Genomic DNA, 17,388 nt, shown 5'->3' with positions numbered 1-17,388 from the left:
AACGGTAGTGGATTCAATCACCCGATTGTGGCCGAACCGGGACACGGGTCCTCTGCGGGCAGTGAGACGAGCGGTCAGCCCCGGCTGAGCGCGGCCCGGTAGCTCAGCGACGTCCCGGCCCTGGCCCAGGCGTAGTCGAGGCCGCCGCCGGGCTTGCGCGTCACCACGACGTTCCCTGCCGTGACCGTCCGGCAGGCGCCGGTGGGCTGCAGCGTCATCTCCAGCCTGACCCCGGTGCCGCCGGTCAGGGTCAGGCTGCACACGCAGTTGCGCGGGTAGACGGCGGTCGCGACGGTCCGCCCTGCCTCGAAGGTGACCTGGATGGGGAACGAGGCCTGCCGCTGCGAGTTGACCGCCGTGCCCCGCCAGGTGCCGGCGAACGACTGCGGGATGCTGCTGACCGGGCGGTCGTCGGCGGCCGACTGGGACGTCCCCGCCGTGCCGCCGCTCTTGCCGGAGTCGCGCATCTGCGGCCACAGCACCAGCACGATGATCGCCGCACCGGCCAGCACCCCGACCGCCAGCGAGACCAGCACGCCCAGCGGACGGTGGGTCCCTCCCGACCGGGCCTGCGGCGGCGTACCCGCGGGCGGGTGGGCGGCCCGGCCGTCCCGCTGCCACGGTATGGGCGACGGCTGCCGGCCGCCGCCCGCTTGCGCGGAGGCGGCGGTGAACCCGTCGAGATCGGAGTACACGGCGGTCTCGGACTGGCCCGCGTCCCCCGCCGGGGGGTACGGCGACGCCGCGAACGGCGGCGCGGACGCCCCTTGCGGCTCCGGGCCCTCCCCGAACCACCCGCCGCCTCCGGAGCCGTGCGCTGCTCCGGAGCCGTGCGACGCCGCCGCGGCGCCCTGCGGGGAGGGCGCGGCCGGGACCTCGGGCATGGGCTCGGTGTCGGTCGGGGGCGCCGGGCGCGGGGGACGCTCGGCGGCCAGGGTGCGGGCCTCGGTGACCATGGGCTCGGGCATGTCGCTCACCGGGCTCTCCTGGCCCAGCAGCCGGTCCAGCAACTGCCGGGCGGTGGGGCGGCGGGCGGGGTCCTTGGACAGCGCCTCGCCCACGACGCCGCGCAGCGACTGCGGCAGGGGGCCCAGATCCGGCTCCTCGTACAGCACCCGCTGGATCACCGCGGGCACCGAGTCGGCGCCGAACGGCATCCGCCCGGACGCGGCGAACAGCATCGTGGCGCCCCAGGCGAACACGTCCGCGGCGGGCCCCACCTCCGCCCCACCGAGCTGCTCGGGCGCCATGTAGGCGGGGGTGCCGGGCACGCCCCCGGCCAGCGTGAGGCCGCCGAGGTCCATGGCCCGGGCGATGCCGAAGTCGATCACCCGCGGGCCGTCGTTGCCGAGCAGCACGTTGTGCGGCTTGAAGTCGCGGTGCACCACCCCGGCCCGGTGGATGGCGGTCAGCGCGGTCGCCGTCCCGATGGCCAGCCGCTCCAGCGCGCTGCGCCCGCGCGGCCCATCGGTCAGGACCAGGTCCTGCAGCGAGGGCCCGTCGATGTACTCGCTGACGATGTAGGGCCGGTCACCGGCCACATCGGCGTCCAGCACGGCGGCGGTGCAGAAGGTGGCGACCTGCTTGGCCACCTCCAGTTCGCGGATGAAGCGGGAGCGGGCCAGCGCATTATCGCTGAGCCGGGCGTGCAGGAGCTTGACCGCCACCTGCTCGTCACCCGGACCGTGGCCCAGCAGGACCACACCCTGCCCACCCTGGCCGAGTCGGCCGACGATCTGGTAATCGCCGAGCCGTTCCGGATCGGTGGGGTCTAGCGGCCGGGCCTGGGGCATCGGCAAACCTCCGTGCATGAATCTCCAGCCACGCGGGCGGCATCTCCCGCGCGCCCCCTCGTCCTGGCCCCCGCGCCAGCGACCGTCCCTTTTTACCGTCTGGCCGGTGCTCCGGGATGCAGAGCCGCACACGTAACCCCGGTAACGTCGGTACCGATGTCCCGGTCACCTCTCAGCCGTGCCGTGTTGAACGAGCGGCTCGCCGCGCTCGGCCGCCCTCCTTACGAGGGCCCCGACGAGCCCGCCGCGTTGCGTCTGGCCGCCCTGAACGCCGTGCTGGCCGCCCTGGACTCCGGAGTGGAGCCGGGCCGGCCGGACCGGCCCCTGGTGCGGGGTGCGGTACGTGTCCTCCTCGACCGGCTCGCGGCAGCTTCGCCCGGCCGTTCGGTGGAGGTGCGGGTCCCACCGTACGCCGCCGTGCAGTGCGTCGCAGGCCCTCGGCACACCCGGGGCACCCCGCCCAACGTGGTCGAGATGGACGCAACCACCTGGATCCGGCTGGCCACGGGCAGGCTGAGCTGGGACGAGGCGGTGGCGAACGGGCTGGTGCGCGCCAGCGGGGCCCGCGCCGACCTGTCGGCGCTGCTGCCCGTTCCCCCGGCCTGATCCGCGGCGGAACGTCTCAGGAGTGGCCTCAGGGGGTGGTCTCGCCTCAGGGGTGGCCTCAGGGGGTCGGCTGGGGGCGGGCGAAGGGGAACTCCCGCTCGATGCAGTGCTGGCGGTCGGCGTCGGTGGGGTAGCGGTCGGGGTCGGCGCACTTGGCGGCATTGCTGAGCAGCCAGAACAGGCCCAGCGCACCCACCAGCAGGGTCACCAGCGAGACGCCGATGCCCATGAGGGCGATCCCTCGCCCTTCGGTGTTGCGCGAGGCCGCCACCACGCCCAGCACCAGGCCGGCCATCGCCAGCGGCAGCCCGAGCCCGCACAGCAGCAGCGTGGGCAGCCCCACCAGGCCCAGGACGAGCGAGGTCACCGCCATACCGGTACGGCGCTGCCGGACGGGGGCGTAGTGACGCTGGTAGCCGGGCACGGTCATCGCTGGGAACCTCCAGGGGAGCTGTGACGGGCGCGGACGCACGTCGTAGTCCAGGTTCCCGCCCGTCTGCGGCTGACGCCTTCCCCGAGGGCAAAGGTCCGTTCCAGGGTGGGCAAACAGGCATCATCGGGGACGCGGGACCCGTTGTGCGGCGTCCCCGGACGCCTCGGCGACGGAGCAGCCGATTCGGGCATCTAGACTGACCAGGTGCCTCAAGGTGACGGACGACTGAGCCACGACCTCGATCCCTTCGACCGCGGCCCGCAGGACGCCTGCGGCGTCTTCGGCGTCTGGGTACCCGCCGACGAGGCGACCCGGGCGGAGGTGAGCAAGCTCACCTACTACGGACTGTACGCACTTCAGCACAGAGGGCAGGAGTCGGCCGGCATCGCGGTCAGCGACGGCGCCCGCATCGTCGTGTTCAAGGACATGGGCCTGGTGGCCCAGGTCTTCGACGAGTCGGTGCTGAACACGCTGCGCGGCCACATCGCGGTGGGCCACTGCCGCTACTCCACGACCGGCTCGCCGACCTGGGAGAACGCCCAGCCGACGTTCCGTTCCTCAGGTGCCGGCGGGCTGGCCCTCACGCACAACGGCAACCTGATCAACACCCCGGAGCTGGCGGCCCGGCTGGAGTCGGCCGAGCTGACCGGCACCTCCGACACCGAGGTCCTCACCGCGCTGCTGGCTACCCGCGAGGGTGGGCCGTTTGCGGCGGCGCGGGAGATCCTGCCGGTGGTGCGGGGGGCGTACTCCCTGGTCTTCATGGACGAGGGCACCCTGTACGCGGCGCGCGACCCGGAGGGCATCCGGCCGCTGGTGCTGGGCCGGCTCCCGGTGGCCGGGCACGCCGGGCACGGCGGCGAGATCCGCCAGGGCTGGGCGGTGGCGTCCGAGACCGCCGCCCTGGACATCGTGGGCGCCCAGTTCGTCCGGGAGATCGAGCCCGGCGAGATGATCGCCGTCAACGAGGACGGGCTGCGCTCGCAGCGGTTCGCCGAGCCGCGCCCCAAGGGCTGCCTGTTCGAGTACGTCTACCTGGCCCGTCCCGACACCACCATCGCGGGCCGCAACGTGCAGTCCACCCGGGTGGAGGTGGGCCGGCTGCTGGCGCGCGAGCACCCGGTCGAGGCCGACATGGTCATCCCGACCCCGGAGTCGGGCACCCCGGCCGCGATCGGCTACGCCGAGGCGTCCGGCATCCCCTACGGCCAGGGCCTGGTGAAGAACTCCTACGTCGGCCGGACGTTCATCCAGCCGTCCCAGACCATCCGCCAGCGCGGCATCCGGCTCAAGCTGAACCCGCTGCGCGAGGCGATCGCGGGCAAGCGGCTGGTCGTGGTGGACGACTCGATCGTGCGCGGCAACACCCAGCGGGCGATCGTGGCGATGCTGCGCGAGGCCGGCGCCGCCGAGGTGCACGTGCGCATCTCCAGCCCGCCGGTGGCCTGGCCGTGCTTCTACGGCATCGACTTCGCCACCCGCGCCGAGCTGATCGCCGGGAACCTGAACGTCGCGGAGATCCGCGCCTCGCTGGGCGCCGACTCGCTCGGTTTCATCTCGCTGGACGCGCTGATCTCTGCCACCCGGATCCCCAAGGACCGGCTGTGCCGGGCCTGCTTCGACGGCGAGTACCCGATCCCGGTGGACGAGGGCTCCCGCGGCAAGTTCCTCCTCGAAGGGGCCGGTAAGTGACCTCGTACGAGGCCGCCGGGGTCGACATCGCGGCGGGCGAGCGCGCCGTCGAGCTGATGAAGGCCCGGGTAGCCGGGGCGCGCCGGCCGGAGGTCGTCGACGACGCCAGTGGGTTCGCCGGGCTGTTCGACGCCTCGGCGCTGCTGAAGTACCGGCGCCCGCTGCTGGCGACCTCCACCGACGGGGTCGGCACCAAGGTCGACCTGGCCCGCCGGCTGGGCGTCTACGACACGGTCGGGCACGACCTGGTCGGCATGGTGGTGGACGACCTGGCGGTGTGCGGGGCCGAGCCGCTGTTCATGACCGACTACATCGCCTGCGGCAAGGTGGTGCCCGAGCGGATCGCCGACATCGTGGGCGGCATCGCCGAGGCGTGCGCGCTGGCCGGCTGTGCCCTGGTCGGCGGGGAGACCGCCGAGCACCCCGGGCTGCTGGAGCCGGACGAGTTCGACATCGCGGGGGCGGCCACCGGCGTGGTGGAGGCCGACGAGATGCTCGGCCCCGACCGGGTGCGGCCCGGTGACGCGGTGCTGGCCATGGCCTCCTCGGGCATCCACTCCAATGGGTACTCCCTGGTCCGCCACGTCCTGCGCGGCAGCGAGCTGGACCTGGCGTCCGAGCCCGCCGATCTGGGCCGTCCGCTGGGCGAGGAACTGCTGACGCCCACCCGCATCTACGCCCAGGACTGCCTGGCCCTGGCCCGGGCCGGCGGCGTCCGCGCATTCGCCCACATCACCGGGGGCGGGCTGGCCGCCAACCTGGCCCGCTCGCTGCCGCCGGGGGTGGACGCCCGGCTGCGGCGCTCGTCCTGGACTCCCCCGGCGATCTTCGCGGTGCTCCAGGAGTACGGGAGGATCCCGCAGCCGGAGATGGACAAGACCTTCAACCTGGGCGTCGGCATGGCCGCCGTGGTCGCCCCCGACGCCGCCGACGCGGCCCTGCGGCTGCTGGACGAGCGCGGCGTGCCCGCCTGGGTCCTGGGTGAGATCACCGAGGGCACCGGCAATGCCCACCTCGACTGACCATGGCCCGCAACAGCCCTCCTCCGGGGCCGTGCGGCCGCCCCGGCACGGGTGCCCCCGGGTGACGGACGGCGCGGAGGCGGAATCGTGCCGCCGGACGTCCGGTGTGCGCCTGCCGGCCGGACATGGCAACTCCCCGGGCTCTACGGGCGTCCCAAGGGATGTGATCTTGCGGCGGGCGTGGCGGACGGTGAAGGAGCGGAGGCTGGTCGCTCCTGGTGCGGTGGCCCTGGCGCTGCTGGGTTACGGGGCGCTGCTGCCCACCGGGTGGGTCTACGCCAGTTCGGCCCCGCATCGGGCGTCCGTGGAGACGGTGGCCCCGGCCCCGGTGGCGCTGGTGCTGGGCGCGGCGGCATGGGGCGACCGGCCGTCCCCGTTCCTGGCGGGCCGGCTGGACGTGGCGGCGCATCTGTACCGGGCGGGCAAGGTCAGGGCGATCCTGGTCACGGGCGACAACAGCCGTAAGAGCTACGACGAGCCCACCGTGATGTGGAACTACCTGACCTCCCAAGGCATCCCTGGTGGCAAGGTGGTCCGCGACTACGCGGGGTTCGACACCTGGGACTCCTGTGTACGGGCCAGGCGTGTCTTCGGCGTGGACCGGGCGATCGTCGTCACGCAGGCGTTCCACCTGCCGCGCGCCGTGGCGCTGTGCCGGGCGGCGGGAGTGGACGCCGACGGGGTAGGGCACGACACCATGAAGGAGTACGCGGCAACGACACAGTACGGGTACCTCCGGGAGGGCCTGGCCTCCTTCAAGGCACTGACCGACATCGCCACCGGCCGCGCACCGCGCTTCCTGGGCCCCAGGGAGCCCGGCATACACCAGGCCCTGCGGTCACCCTGACGTGCCGCCGCAGATCTGCCGCAGGTCCGGCGAAGGGATCCCAGGCGTCGCGGCGGAACGGCCCGATGTGACAAACGCCACTGCCCTGCCGTGGGGACAGGGCAGTGGCGGAAGGTCACGCGGACGGCGACTCAGCGCCCCGGCTTACCGCTCTCGCGGTCGTCGGCGTCGTCGTCAGCGAAGTCGGAGTATTTTTCGACGAGGTCGTCGTAGGAGTCGTCATAGGGGTCGTGGTTCGACGAAGGGACTCCCAGCTCCTCCTTTAGGCGGTCGAGATCCGTGCCGCCGCTGTTGTACTTCAGCCGACGAGCAACCTTTACCTGCTTGGCCTTGGCTCGGCCGCGCCCCATGGCTCGACCCCCTCGATGGTCAGGACCTTACGTCCCATCTACGCTCGCGTACGCCACACGCACTGACGCAACCTCGGTCGTGCGTCAGCTCGGATACAACCGTACCCGTTTTGCGCCCGGCTCGGTACGTGGTCCGTTCGGTGGCGACACGCTCGCTGCGGAGACTCCAAGTGTATCCACTGACGTCCCCGCTCTGTCTGAAGGGGGACGATTCCGGCCCATCCGCCCCCGCGAAGGCGGAGGAGCCGGGCGCGGCGTCCGCCGGGGACGGCCGCCATGAACACTCTCCGTGAGCGCCCATGACGGCCGTCGCGGGCCCGGTGGACGGTCGCGGGGGTTCGGCCGTCCGGCCGTTCGGTCAGCCGTTCAGGAAGATGCCCCGCAGTCGGCCGACGGCGGTCATCCGCCGCTCGGCCAGCCGGTCGGCGGCCACCGCGGGCGGCACCCCCTCCTCGGCGGCCAGCGCGAAGATCCGCGCGGTGGTGTCGAAGATCTGCGTCGCCTTGGCCTTGGCGCGCTCGAAGCTGAAGCCCTCGATCTCGTCGGCGACCTGGATCACGCCGCCGGCGTTGACCACGTAGTCGGGTGCGTACAGGATGCCCCGGTCGGCCAGCCGCTTCTCCACCCCCGGGTGGGCGAGCTGGTTGTTGGCGCCGCCGCACACGATCCGGGCGCGCAGCAGGGGCACCGTCTCGTCGTTCAGCGAGCCGCCCAGCGCGCACGGCGAGTAGACGTCCAGGTCCGTCTTGACCAGGGCGTCCCCGTCGGCGACGACCTCGACCTCGGGGTGCAGGCGGCGCACCCGGTCCACGGCGGCCTCGCTGACGTCGCAGATCACCACCTCGGCGCCGTCCTCGCGCAGGTGCTCCACCAGCCGGTGCCCCACCTTGCCGACGCCCTCGATGCCGACGCGCCGCCCCCGCAGCGTGGGGCTGCCCCACAGCGCCTGGGCCGCGGCCCGCATGCCCTGGAAAACGCCGTAGGCGGTCAGGACGGACGAGTCGCCCGCCCCGCCGTGGGCGACCGTGCGGCCGGTCACGTACGTGCTTTCCCGGGCGATGACGTCCATGTCCTCGCTGTAGGTGCCGACGTCGCAGGCGGTGTAGTAGCGGCCGTTCAGCGACTGCACGAACCGGCCGTAGGCGCGCAGCAGCGCCTCGGACTTGTCGAGCTCCGGGTCGCCGATGATCACCGCCTTGCCGCCACCGAGGTCCAGCCCGGCCAGGGCGTTCTTGTAAGCCATGGCCCGCGACAGGTTGAGCACGTCGGTGAGCGCCTCGTCCTCCGACCCGTACGGGTAGAAGCGGGTGCCGCCCAGTGAGGGGCCGAGCGCCGTGGAGTAGATCGCGATGATCGCGCGCAGGCCGCTGGCCTCGTCCTGACAGAAGACGACCTGCTCGTGGGAGGGTCCGCTGCCCTTGTGGGGCGACCCGAAGACATTGGTCACGGTGGTGACTCCTTTCTGCCTCGGGATCAGACTAGGACGGCGGCGGCCTCCGGCGCCCGGGCCCCAGGGGTGACGCTCGAACGACTTTTTCACACCGATCCCATCCGCCAACGCCGCGAACGCGCCGGGGCCGGGGTTACGGGTATCGGCGGGGCCGACGTGTCACGATGCGGAAGTGTTGCCCTACGCCGCCTATCTACGCATCTACGAGCCGGTGACCGCGTTCCCGGAGCCGCTGAGGTCGGTGTGGACCGCCTACGCCGAGTCGGGCCGGCGCTCCGGGCGGGCGCAGGCGCTGGTGGCCGAGCACGGCGAGGCGGTGCGGCGGCTGGCGTCGGCGGTGGTCGCGCCGGAGGCGGAGAGTTCGCACGCCTACGTCCGGCGGGCCGGCGGGATGCTCTACATCTGTCCCTGGGAGACCCGGCTGCGGTCCTGGCTGGCGTTCGCCCGGTTCCGCGACGGTCTGCCGCCCGGCCTGTCCGGCGCGTTCCTGCCGGAGCAGCGGGCGCGGCAGGCGTCGGCGGAGTTCGAGCGGTGGAAGGCGAGCGGGCGCACCCTGCATCCGCACATCCTGTCCAGCACCTGGCACGTGCCGCTGTCGTGGTTCGTGCCGTTCGATCCGGCGGAACGCCGCCTGCTCCTCGGCGACGACGATGCGGAGCTGGCCGGGGGGACGGGCGGGCACGGCGGCGACGTTCGCCATGAGCGCAGCGTGACCGATGGTCACGGATCGGGTGACGGCCCGGAAGGCGGGTGGCCCGGCGGGCTCAGCGGGCTCAGCGGGCCGGAGACCGGCGCGGCGGGTCTGCCGGGGGGTGCTGCCCCCTCCGGCAAGCCTCAGGGGCCCGTGGGGCCGCGCGGGCCCGCCGGGACCTGGATAGCGGGCTCCGGGGACGTGCCGGCCGAGGGCGGCGGCTCCCCCGGCCCGACGAGGGCCGCAGCGACGCGTACGCTCGTCTATGTCACGGCCATGCCCGAGGCCCGGCGGCGGCTGGAGCGGGCGCGGCGGCTGGCGGACGGCCTTCCCGGCGGGGCGCTGGAGCCCGGGCACCTGGACACGGTCGCCCGGTGGCTGGCGGAGTTCCACCCGTCCGCGCTGGTGGAGCTGGACTACGGCGGACTGGTCCACCTGGTCGACGACGAGCGGCTGCGGGCCGACGAGTCGGTGCGCGAGATGGCCGTGGCGCTGGCCGCGATGGAGCGCGGCGAGCCCGAGCTGACCCTGGCGATGCACCGCCGGCTGGGGGCTCGCTGGCGGTCCGTGCGGGCCCTTGAATCCGCGAACTGACCAAAATTCCTAAATCCGCGGGCGATGCGACCATACGTGTCGCTAGAATCACGCAGCGTGATGCAGTCACCACGAACACACAGTTGGTGCCAGGGACTTGATTGTGGCGCTCTGTGGTGGCAAGGTTACACCTTGTGATGTCATAGTGGCTCTTTCGGGCCATAGGGGACATCGGTGACCGCGCGAGATCAACACAGATCGCAGGATCGTGAACGGTCCACGGAGGAGAGGCCGCACAACATGTCAGCACGAACGCCAGAGGCCGAGCCCCTGTTGACGCCGGCAGAGGTGGCGACGATGTTCCGCGTCGACCCCAAGACCGTCACCCGCTGGGCGAAGGCAGGCAAGTTGACCTCCATCCGCACCCTGGGTGGCCACCGGCGCTACCGGGAGGCCGAGGTGCGCGCGCTGCTGGCGGGAATCCCGCAGCAGCGCTCGGAGTAGCACGCCCGAGCCCCCTGCCGGGGGCACGGCGTGTGACCGAACGCGCCTGGTGCCGTCACGGGCACCGTGTTTGGGGGGCGGCTAGGAGGCCGCTGAACACCTTCGTCCCATGTGGAAGAGGAACCGTCAGCGGCCCCCTGGGCGAAGACTCCAGGTCCCGGACCGCGGGTGCGGGGCCCGGAGTACACGACCCGGGTGGTCGGCGAAACCCGTCCGCGCCCGTACCAGAACCGGTACGGGCGCGGACGGGACCGCCACGGCACATCCCGGGACGGTGAACGATCGACCGGGCCGTACCGGGGCGAGGGCGAGGCTGGAAAGGGCGGGGCCTGAAAGAGGCCGCCTCAGTCCTCGGCCTGGCCCAGTTCCTCCTGGGTGAGGCGGTCGAACAGGGCGGAGATCCGCGGGTCGTGGCGGCCCGCCGCGTGCAGCAGCACCACGATCTGGTCGACCAGGAGCCGCTCCAGTTCGTCGCGGGCGAGGTCGCGCCGCTCCAGCCAGTCCATGGCCGCCGTCTCCACGCACGCCATCCAAGAGCGCAGCGTGATGCGGAGCACGGGACCGGGCTCGGGAATGTCCAGGGCGTGCAGGATCCGGTCCAGCAGCAGGCTCCGGATGCCGTTGATGATCTCCCCGACCTCGCCGGAGCGATCGGCCGGCCCGCCGCGCAGCAACGCGCTGTAGCCGGAGGCGTGGCTCTCCACGAAGTCGAAGTAGCGGGACAGCGACAGCCGCAGGCGCTCCAGCGGCCTGCCCTCGGTGGGCGGTTCGAGCAGCACCGACAGCCGGCCGGCGGCGCTGCGCAGCGCCGCGACGTACAGCTCGTACTTGCCGCCGAAGTAGTGGTACACCAGCGCGCGGGAGGCGCCCGCCGCCACCGCCACGTCGTCGATGGACACCTCGTCCGGCGGCCGGGTGCTGAACAGCCGGAGCGCGGCGTCGATCAGCTCGTCGCGCCGCTCGTCGACGCTGAGCCGGCGTCTGCCCTGCCCCCGCCGTCCGCGCGCGGGAGAGGCCGTACGCTCACCGTCCACCTTCGCGTTCACCGACCCGTCCGCAGTCCGCCGCGCGCGAGCGGTCGCATGCCCACTGACCTGTCCACCTACGCGCCCACCGATCCATCCACAATCTGTCACGCCGGATCGGCCGAAAACCCCGTCCGCGCGGCCCCTGCCCGTTGCTTCCGAGCGGTCGCATGCCCGCCGACCTGCTCGTCCGCGGGTCCACCGGCCGTCCGTGGCGCCGCCTTGCAGGCCGCCGCCCGATCCGTCACCTGCGCAGCGTAGCCGAGGACCGGATGACACCGAGCGAGCGTGTCACCTCCGAGCGACATCCCGGTTTGGTTGCTGTGATCCCGAACACCACTGCCCCCAATCCCCATTGACGACTGACCGTTACTCGTTGTTGCGACCGCTTGGAGCGCTTGCAAGGCATCATGGGTCATCTCCTCCGTTTCCGAGGAAGGCGTCCGGCGGCGGGTCCCCGTCGATCACGTGCCGAGCGTCCAGACGGCAGGTCCTGCAATGCCCCCGACAGGAGCGCCATGTCAGCTCGTGAAGGTGTCCCCGCCGCCGGATCCGGGCGGGGCGGCGAGTCCCCGCCGGGGCCCGCCACGCCCAAGCCGACCATCCGCAACGTCGCCGAGCGCGCCGGTGTGTCCAAGTCCCTGGTGTCGCTGGTGATGCGCGGCTCCCCGCACGTGAGCGAGCGGCGCCGGCAGGCGGTGCTCAAGGCCGCGCGCGAGCTGGGCTACCGGCCCAACGCGGTGGCCCGCAGCCTGGTGGAGGGGCGCACCAGGCTGATCGGCGCGATCGTCGCCGACCTGCACAACCCGTTCTTCGCCGAATTCCTGGACGGCCTGCAGGAGAGCCTGCACGGCGAGGGGCTGCGGATGCTGGTGGGCAGCGGCCGGTGGGACCCGCTGTTCGAGGCCGAGGCCGTCGAGGCGTTCCTGGAGATGCGGGTGGACGGGCTGGTGCTGCTCAGCGTCGTCCCGGACTCGCTGAAGGAAGCAGCGGCCAGCGTGCCCGTCGTGGTCGTGGGCGAGCGGGACGTGGCCGGGGTCGACATCGTGGTGGACGACGACGAGCTCGGCGCCAGCCTGGCGGTGGACCATCTCGTCCGGCTCGGACACCGGCGGATCGCGCACATCGAGGGGGCGCGATCCACCACCGCGCGCTACCGGCGGACCGGGTACGAGAGCGCGATGCGCAAGCACGGCCTGGCCGACCAAGTGGTGGTCGAGCCCGGCGACTTCACCGAGGAGGGCGGCTACCGGGCCGCCCGCAGCCTGCTGACCCGCCCCGACCGGCCGACCGCCATCTTCGCGCCGAACGACCTGGTGGCCACCGGCGCGCTGTCGGCGGCCGACGAGCTGGGGCTGCGGGTGCCCGCCGACGTGTCGATCGTGGGCTATGACAACACCCATCTGGCCGCCATCCGGCACATCTCGCTGACCAGCGTCGACCAGCCCCGCCGCGACATGGGACGGGTCGCGGCCGAGCTGTTGTGCGCCCGGATCGAGGATCCGCTGCGCGAGCCCAGGCAGAACCTCGTGGTGCCCCACCTGGTGGTGCGCTCCACCACCGGTCCCGCCCCCACACCGTGACCCGGTGACCTGCGGGACGACGGCTGGTCGAAATCCGGGTGATCGACTCCCCGTACGGGTGGGCCACCGGTAAGAGGCGGGTCAAGCCTCGCGCAACAGGGAGGACCGGGGCTCTTGGTGAGTGGTTAATGGAGCCCACCGTTCCCCCGCCGGCGTACGGGTTCTGCCCGGCCGCCCGATGGACGAGGGGAAGCCATGTTCACCTGGGGGTGTGATCGTGCGTGATCCCGAGTTGGTGTCGTGCGCCCAGCGCGCGGCGAGCGAGCTGGAACGTGCCTGGTCGCAGTGGCGTCATTCGCGCGGGCTGGCCGGGCCGGCGCCGGAGTCGGTGACCGGCTATGTGACGCACTCGATCGACCATCCGTGGGGGCGGCCCCGGGTGGTGCTGGGCCTGGACGCCGACGAGGCCCACGCCCTCGCCGCACTGCTCGGCGGGAGGAACGCGGCGCCGGCCCTGGTGGACGCGCCCCCGAGCCGGGAGGACTCGCTTCCGGGCCGCGAACTCGATCGCAAGGACACACCGTCCGTCCGGGAGATCCCACCGCCCGGCCGGGAGGACGCACCCCTGGGGCGGGAGAGCACACCGCTCAACCGCACGGATGCGCCCCTGAGACAGGGGAACACACCGCTCGACCGGACGGACGCCCCGCTCGCCCGGGAGAACGCAACGCTCGGCCAAGAGGACGCGCTGCTGGGCCGCGAGAACGCGGCGTTCGGCCGGAAGGAAGCAGCGTTCAGCCAGGACAACTCACCGTTCAACCGGAGAGACGAGCAGGTCAGCCAGGACACCTCACCGCTCAGCCGGAGGGAGGCGGTACTCGGCCAGGAGGGCTCACCGTTCAATCGAAGGGCCGAGCAGGCCGGCCACGAGGGCTCACCGTTCAGTCCCCGGGACGCGGGGCTCGGCCAGGACACCTCACCGTTCAGCCGGAGGGACGAGCAGGCCGGGCAGGAGGGCCCACCGTTCAGCCCGAGGGACGCGGAGCTCGGCCAGGACACCTCACCGTTCGGCTGGGGGGACGAGCAGTTCGGGCAGGAGGACGGGCCGCTGGGCAGGGAAGAGGCGTCGCCGGATCCGAGGGGCGGGTCACGGGGCCAGGGGGGCGCGGCGCTGGGGCGGGAGGACGTGCTGCGTTAGGCAATATCGGTCACACGTGATATATGCCACAGGGGCTCGTCGGCTCATACCGATCCGGTGGTCGCGTTTGACGTATGCCGGAGTGCGTGCAGACTGACAGGGTCGGTCACGAAACTGTCACGGGGAGATCACTTTGAGCATCCGTCGATGCAGGTCAGCGGCCGTGGTGCTGGCCCTCGGCATCGGAGCGCTCACCGCCTGCGGGGACGGCGGCGCGGACGGCTCCCAGCAGGCCGCCCAGACGGCGGCGCCGCCCACGGCCGCGCCCGGCCCGCCGCAGCCCTCGCAGGACGTCCGCAAGCCGGGCGGGTCCGCGCTGAGCGGCAAGACCATCGTGATCGACCCGGGGCACAACGGCGGCAACGCCCGCGCCCCCCAGGCGATCAACAAGCTGGTGGACATCGGCAATGCCAAGAAGGAGTGCGACACCACCGGCACCGCCACCAACGCCGGTTACTCCGAGCACGCCTTCACCTGGGACGTGTCGGTCAGGCTGCGCAAGGTGCTGGAGGACCGGGGCGCCAAGGTGGTCCTCACCCGTCCCAACGACAAGGGCGTCGGCCCCTGCATCGACGAACGCGCCGCCATCGGCAACGAGAACAACGCCGCCGCCGTGGTGTCGGTGCACGCCGACGGCTCCTCCGCGAGCGGGCACGGCTTCCACGTCATCGAGCCCGCGCTGGTGCGGGGCGTCACCGACGCTGAGTACGTCAACCGGTCGCACCGGCTGGCCCTGGCGATCCGGGACGCCTACCACGAGGGTACCGGGCTCCCGTACTCCAACTACCTGGGCGAGCAGGGCATCGACCGGCGCAACGACCTCGGCGGGCTGAACCTGTCGGAGGTCCCGAAAGTCTTCATAGAGACCGGCAACATGCGCAACGCGGGCGACGCCGCCAAGCTGTCCAGCGCGCAGTTCCGGCAGCGGATCGCCGACTCCCTGGCCCAGGGCATCGACGACTACCTGCGCTGATCCCGCTCTCGCGAGGCGTCCCCGAAGCTCGGGTCCCACGCCCGTTCTCCGCGGAAGTCCCGGTCCGGCCGCCCGCCCGCGTCGGTGCTCCGTCGCGGTGGACCCGGCCATGCGGGCGCTTCGCCGAGTTCGCCGGGGTCGCGCGGACCCGCGAGGATGGGCGGGTGGGCGAGAGAGGCGATGCGCCGGGCCGGGTCCGTTCCTTCTTCGAGCGGGCCGGCTACACGGTGGCCGGGGTCAGGGAGTTGCTTGGTCCGGTGGCGGGCGGGGCGCTGGCGCGGGACGAGATCGTGCCGGCGTTGCGGGCGGCCTCAGGAGGCTCACCGCTGGAGGCGGCGGTCCGGCTGTGCTGGCTCCAGGTTCCGGTGCCGGAGTCCGCGATCCCCGAAGCCGACGCTCTCGTCGCCCTGGGGCTGGCCGAGCGGGCGGGCGGCGAGTTGCGCCCGCTGCTGCACGTCGAGCCGCTCGAAGGGACGGACGGTGGTCACCTCGGTCATGTGGTCTCCGACCTGAAGGTGCGCCCGGGCGACGGGAGCGCCCTGCGACCCGATCATGTGGTCGGGTCGGGCGGCGCCTCGGCCGGGCTGGCGCAGCTGGCTATCCACAGCCCTGTGGACAACGCTCTCGATCTCGGCACCGGCTGTGGAGTGCAGGTGCTGCACCTGCGCGGGCGGGCCGCCCGGCTCACCGCCACCGACCTGAATCCCCGCGCGCTGCGGCTGGCCCGGATGAGCTTCGCGCTGTCCGGGCTGGACGGCGTCGAACTGCTGGAGGGGTCTTTGTACGAGCCCGTCCGGGACCGCCGTTTCGACCTGATCGTCGCCAACCCGCCGTTTGTGATCTCCCCGGGCGGCGGGCTGGTCTACCGCGAGTCCGGCCTGCCCGGCGACGACGTCTGCCGCCGCCTGGTCACCGGCGCGGCCGACCGGCTCAACGCCGGCGGCTGGTGCCAGCTCCTGGCGAACTGGCTGCATATCGACGGTATGCCGTGGCAGGAGCGAGTCGCCGGATGGGTCCCCGCCGGGTGCGACGCCTGGGTGGTGCAGCGCGACGTCCAGGACCCCGCCGAGTACGCCGAACTCTGGCTGCGCGACTCCTGCGAGGTGGGCACCCCCGAGTACGCGGCGCGGTACGAGGCCTGGCTGGACTACTTCGAGCGGCAACGCGTCACCGGCGTCGGCTTCGGCTGGATCACGCTCCGCAACAGCGGCGCCGACCACCCGGTCGTACGGGTTGAGGAGATCCGGCACGCCGTCGAGCAGCCGGTCGGCGCCTACGTGGCGCGGATCCTCGACGGGCTGACCGCCGGCCCCCGGTTTTCCACAGGTTGTCCACAGGGTCTGCGGACGGCTGAGGGCGTCGTTCAGGAGCAGATCGGCCCGCCCGGAGCGGAGGATCCGGAACGCATCGTCCTGCGGCAGCGCGACGGGCTCCGCCGGGCCGCCGGGGTCGGCACCGTGGAGGCCGCCCTCGCCGGGGTGTGCGACGGCTCGTTCCCACTGCCGCCCCTCCTGGACGCCATCGCCGAGCTGATGGACCTCCCCAGGGAGCAGGTCCACGCCCACGCCGACGCCGTCCTCCCCGAACTCATCGCCGACGGCTTCTTCGAGGTGATCTGAGGGCGGACCGCGGTCAATCCTTGGGGCCGATGGCGTCCTGGAGGGTGCGGAAGGCGCTGCCGCGCAGGCGGCGGGACAGGTCCCGGTGGACCTGGTGCGCCCACAGCGGGCCGCCGTAGATCATGGCCGTGTACGCCTGGACGAGGGTGGCGCCCGCCCGCAGGCGTTCCCAGACGTCGTCGGCGGTCTCCACGCCGCCGACCGAGATCAGCACCAGCCGGTCGCCGACCCGTCCGCGCAGCCGGCGCAGGACCTCCAGGGACCGCGCCTTGACGGGGGCACCGGACAGCCCGCCGGTCTGCGCGGTCAGTTCCGGGCCGCTGCGCAGGCCCTCGCGGGCGATGGTGGTGTTGGTGGCGATGATGCCGTCCAGCCCCAGGTCCAGCGCCAGGTCGGCGACCGCGTCGATGTCGGGGTCGGCCAGGTCGGGGGCGATCTTCACCAGCAGCGGCACCCGCCGGCCCGGCGAGGCCGCGTCGGCCGCCTCGCGGACGGCCTCCAGCAGCGGGCGCAACTGCTCGACGGCCTGGAGGTTCCGCAGGCCCGGGGTGTTGGGGGAGCTGACGTTGACCACCAGGTAGTCGGCGTACGGGGCCAGCCGGCGGGCGCTGGCGACGTAGTCGCCGACGGCCTGCTCCTCGGGCACCGCCTTGGTCTTGCCGATGTTGACGCCCACCACCGTCCCGGGGCGGCGGGCGCGCAGCCGGGCCGCCGCGGCCTGCGAGCCGTGGTTGTTGAAGCCCATCCGGTTGATGATCGCCCGGTCGGCGGGCAGCCGGAACAGCCGCGGGGCCGGGTTACCGGGCTGCCCCTGGCCGGTGACGGTGCCGATCTCGACATGCCCGAAACCGAACGCGCCCAGCGCCTCGTACGCCTCGGCGTCCTTGTCGAAACCGGCGGCCAGCCCGAGCGGCCCGGGGAACTCCAGCCCCAGCGCCCGCACCGTCAGCGCGGGGTCGCGCGGGGCCAGCAGCCGCCGCAGCAGCCGGGCCAGGCCCGGCGCCGACTGCAGCAGCCGCAGCGCCCGCAGGGTGGCGCGGTGTACGGCCTCGGCCGGGATCCGCGCGATGACCAGTGCGAAAAGAAGTCGGTACATCGGCGTCGATTCTCTCAGGCCACCGGTGCCGC

Annotated in this window: 16 protein-coding genes; 10 read left to right on the top strand and 6 right to left on the bottom strand. The window is 72.8% G+C overall.

The genetic code is table 11. The annotated features are described in order from the left end of the window. Window positions 1-74: 74 nt before the first annotated feature. Complete coding sequence (locus C4U03_RS42555) at window positions 75-1,793, bottom strand: serine/threonine-protein kinase (RefSeq protein ID WP_268817527.1); 1,719 nt, start codon at window positions 1,791-1,793, stop codon at window positions 75-77. Between the two features lie 156 nt (window positions 1,794-1,949). Here C4U03_RS42555 and C4U03_RS22405 point away from each other — a divergent pair, with 156 nt between their 5' ends. After that, window positions 1,950-2,399, top strand: a complete 450-nt coding sequence (locus C4U03_RS22405; RefSeq protein WP_103939820.1) for a sterol carrier family protein — start codon at window positions 1,950-1,952, stop codon at window positions 2,397-2,399. A 58-nt stretch (window positions 2,400-2,457) separates the two neighbouring features. Here C4U03_RS22405 and C4U03_RS22400 read toward each other — a convergent pair whose 3' ends face one another. Further along, window positions 2,458-2,829, bottom strand: coding sequence for a DUF4190 domain-containing protein (locus C4U03_RS22400; RefSeq protein ID WP_103939819.1), 372 nt, complete (start codon window positions 2,827-2,829; stop codon window positions 2,458-2,460). A 207-nt stretch (window positions 2,830-3,036) separates the two neighbouring features. Between C4U03_RS22400 and purF the strand changes: the two genes are divergently transcribed. The 3 genes from purF to C4U03_RS22385 all read left to right on the top strand — a co-directional run bounded on the left by purF (window position 3,037) and on the right by C4U03_RS22385 (window position 6,393). Then, the gene (purF, locus tag C4U03_RS22395; protein WP_103939818.1) at window positions 3,037-4,524 is read left to right on the top strand and encodes an amidophosphoribosyltransferase; all 1,488 of its coding nucleotides are present in this window, start codon (window positions 3,037-3,039) and stop codon (window positions 4,522-4,524) included. Then, on the top strand, window positions 4,521-5,546 hold the full coding sequence (gene purM / locus C4U03_RS22390) for a phosphoribosylformylglycinamidine cyclo-ligase (RefSeq protein ID WP_103939817.1): 1,026 nt from the start codon (window positions 4,521-4,523) through the stop codon (window positions 5,544-5,546). Before purF ends, purM begins: the two co-directional genes overlap by 4 nt. Before the next feature lie 163 nt (window positions 5,547-5,709). Further along, window positions 5,710-6,393: a SanA/YdcF family protein gene (locus tag C4U03_RS22385; protein ID WP_235018046.1), complete on the top strand. Its 684-nt coding sequence runs from the start codon at window positions 5,710-5,712 to the stop codon at window positions 6,391-6,393. 131 nt (window positions 6,394-6,524) lie between these two features. Here the strand turns inward: C4U03_RS22385 and C4U03_RS22380 are convergent, their stop codons facing one another. Beyond that, the gene (locus C4U03_RS22380; RefSeq protein WP_103939815.1) at window positions 6,525-6,743 is read right to left on the bottom strand and encodes a DUF3073 domain-containing protein; all 219 of its coding nucleotides are present in this window, start codon (window positions 6,741-6,743) and stop codon (window positions 6,525-6,527) included. Window positions 6,744-7,101: 358 nt separating this feature from the next. Next, complete coding sequence (locus tag C4U03_RS22375; protein ID WP_103939814.1) at window positions 7,102-8,190, bottom strand: Glu/Leu/Phe/Val family dehydrogenase; 1,089 nt, start codon at window positions 8,188-8,190, stop codon at window positions 7,102-7,104. Between the two features lie 175 nt (window positions 8,191-8,365). Between C4U03_RS22375 and C4U03_RS22370 the strand changes: the two genes are divergently transcribed. Further along, the gene (locus C4U03_RS22370; protein WP_103939813.1) at window positions 8,366-9,478 is read left to right on the top strand and encodes a hypothetical protein; all 1,113 of its coding nucleotides are present in this window, start codon (window positions 8,366-8,368) and stop codon (window positions 9,476-9,478) included. A gap of 240 nt (window positions 9,479-9,718) precedes the next feature. Further along, window positions 9,719-9,922, top strand: a complete 204-nt coding sequence (bldC, locus tag C4U03_RS22365; RefSeq protein WP_012850682.1) for a developmental transcriptional regulator BldC — start codon at window positions 9,719-9,721, stop codon at window positions 9,920-9,922. Between the two features lie 344 nt (window positions 9,923-10,266). Here the strand turns inward: bldC and C4U03_RS22360 are convergent, their stop codons facing one another. Continuing rightward, entirely contained in the window at window positions 10,267-10,968 is a 702-nt protein-coding gene (locus tag C4U03_RS22360) for a TetR/AcrR family transcriptional regulator (RefSeq protein ID WP_200827395.1), read from the bottom strand. Between the two features lie 497 nt (window positions 10,969-11,465). On the opposite strand from C4U03_RS22360, the gene C4U03_RS22355 reads away from it, so the two are divergent. The 4 genes from C4U03_RS22355 to C4U03_RS22340 all read left to right on the top strand — a co-directional run bounded on the left by C4U03_RS22355 (window position 11,466) and on the right by C4U03_RS22340 (window position 16,260). Beyond that, window positions 11,466-12,530, top strand: coding sequence for a LacI family DNA-binding transcriptional regulator (locus C4U03_RS22355; RefSeq protein WP_103939812.1), 1,065 nt, complete (start codon window positions 11,466-11,468; stop codon window positions 12,528-12,530). 211 nt (window positions 12,531-12,741) lie between these two features. Next, window positions 12,742-13,668 carry a hypothetical protein gene (locus C4U03_RS41970; RefSeq protein WP_235018045.1) on the top strand — a complete coding sequence of 309 codons (927 nt, stop codon included), beginning with the start codon at window positions 12,742-12,744 and terminating at the stop codon, window positions 13,666-13,668. 133 nt (window positions 13,669-13,801) lie between these two features. Then, window positions 13,802-14,641, top strand: a complete 840-nt coding sequence (locus C4U03_RS22345; RefSeq protein WP_327373365.1) for an N-acetylmuramoyl-L-alanine amidase — start codon at window positions 13,802-13,804, stop codon at window positions 14,639-14,641. A 164-nt stretch (window positions 14,642-14,805) separates the two neighbouring features. Continuing rightward, window positions 14,806-16,260, top strand: a complete 1,455-nt coding sequence (locus tag C4U03_RS22340; protein ID WP_103939811.1) for a DUF7059 domain-containing protein — start codon at window positions 14,806-14,808, stop codon at window positions 16,258-16,260. Between the two features lie 13 nt (window positions 16,261-16,273). On the opposite strand, the gene C4U03_RS22335 is transcribed toward C4U03_RS22340, so the two are convergent. Beyond that, window positions 16,274-17,356, bottom strand: a complete 1,083-nt coding sequence (locus C4U03_RS22335; protein WP_103939810.1) for a quinone-dependent dihydroorotate dehydrogenase — start codon at window positions 17,354-17,356, stop codon at window positions 16,274-16,276. Window positions 17,357-17,388 lie beyond the last annotated feature (32 nt).

This window comes from Thermomonospora echinospora (assembly GCF_900108175.1).
Lineage (GTDB): Bacteria > Actinomycetota > Actinomycetes > Streptosporangiales > Streptosporangiaceae > Thermomonospora > Thermomonospora echinospora.
The sequence above is the reverse complement of the archived record's forward strand: the minus strand, read 5'-3'. Positions and strand labels throughout refer to the sequence as shown.

Coding starts and splice junctions, on each gene's coding strand:
- bldC (WP_012850682.1), top strand. CDS start 9,719: ATGTCAGCACGAACGCCAGAGGCCGAGCCCCTGTTGACGCCGGCAGAG.
- C4U03_RS22335 (WP_103939810.1), bottom strand. CDS start 17,356: ATGTACCGACTTCTTTTCGCACTGGTCATCGCGCGGATCCCGGCCGAG.
- C4U03_RS22405 (WP_103939820.1), top strand. CDS start 1,950: ATGTCCCGGTCACCTCTCAGCCGTGCCGTGTTGAACGAGCGGCTCGCC.
- C4U03_RS22400 (WP_103939819.1), bottom strand. CDS start 2,829: ATGACCGTGCCCGGCTACCAGCGTCACTACGCCCCCGTCCGGCAGCGC.
- C4U03_RS22355 (WP_103939812.1), top strand. CDS start 11,466: ATGTCAGCTCGTGAAGGTGTCCCCGCCGCCGGATCCGGGCGGGGCGGC.
- C4U03_RS42555 (WP_268817527.1), bottom strand. CDS start 1,793: ATGCCCCAGGCCCGGCCGCTAGACCCCACCGATCCGGAACGGCTCGGC.
- C4U03_RS22380 (WP_103939815.1), bottom strand. CDS start 6,743: ATGGGGCGCGGCCGAGCCAAGGCCAAGCAGGTAAAGGTTGCTCGTCGG.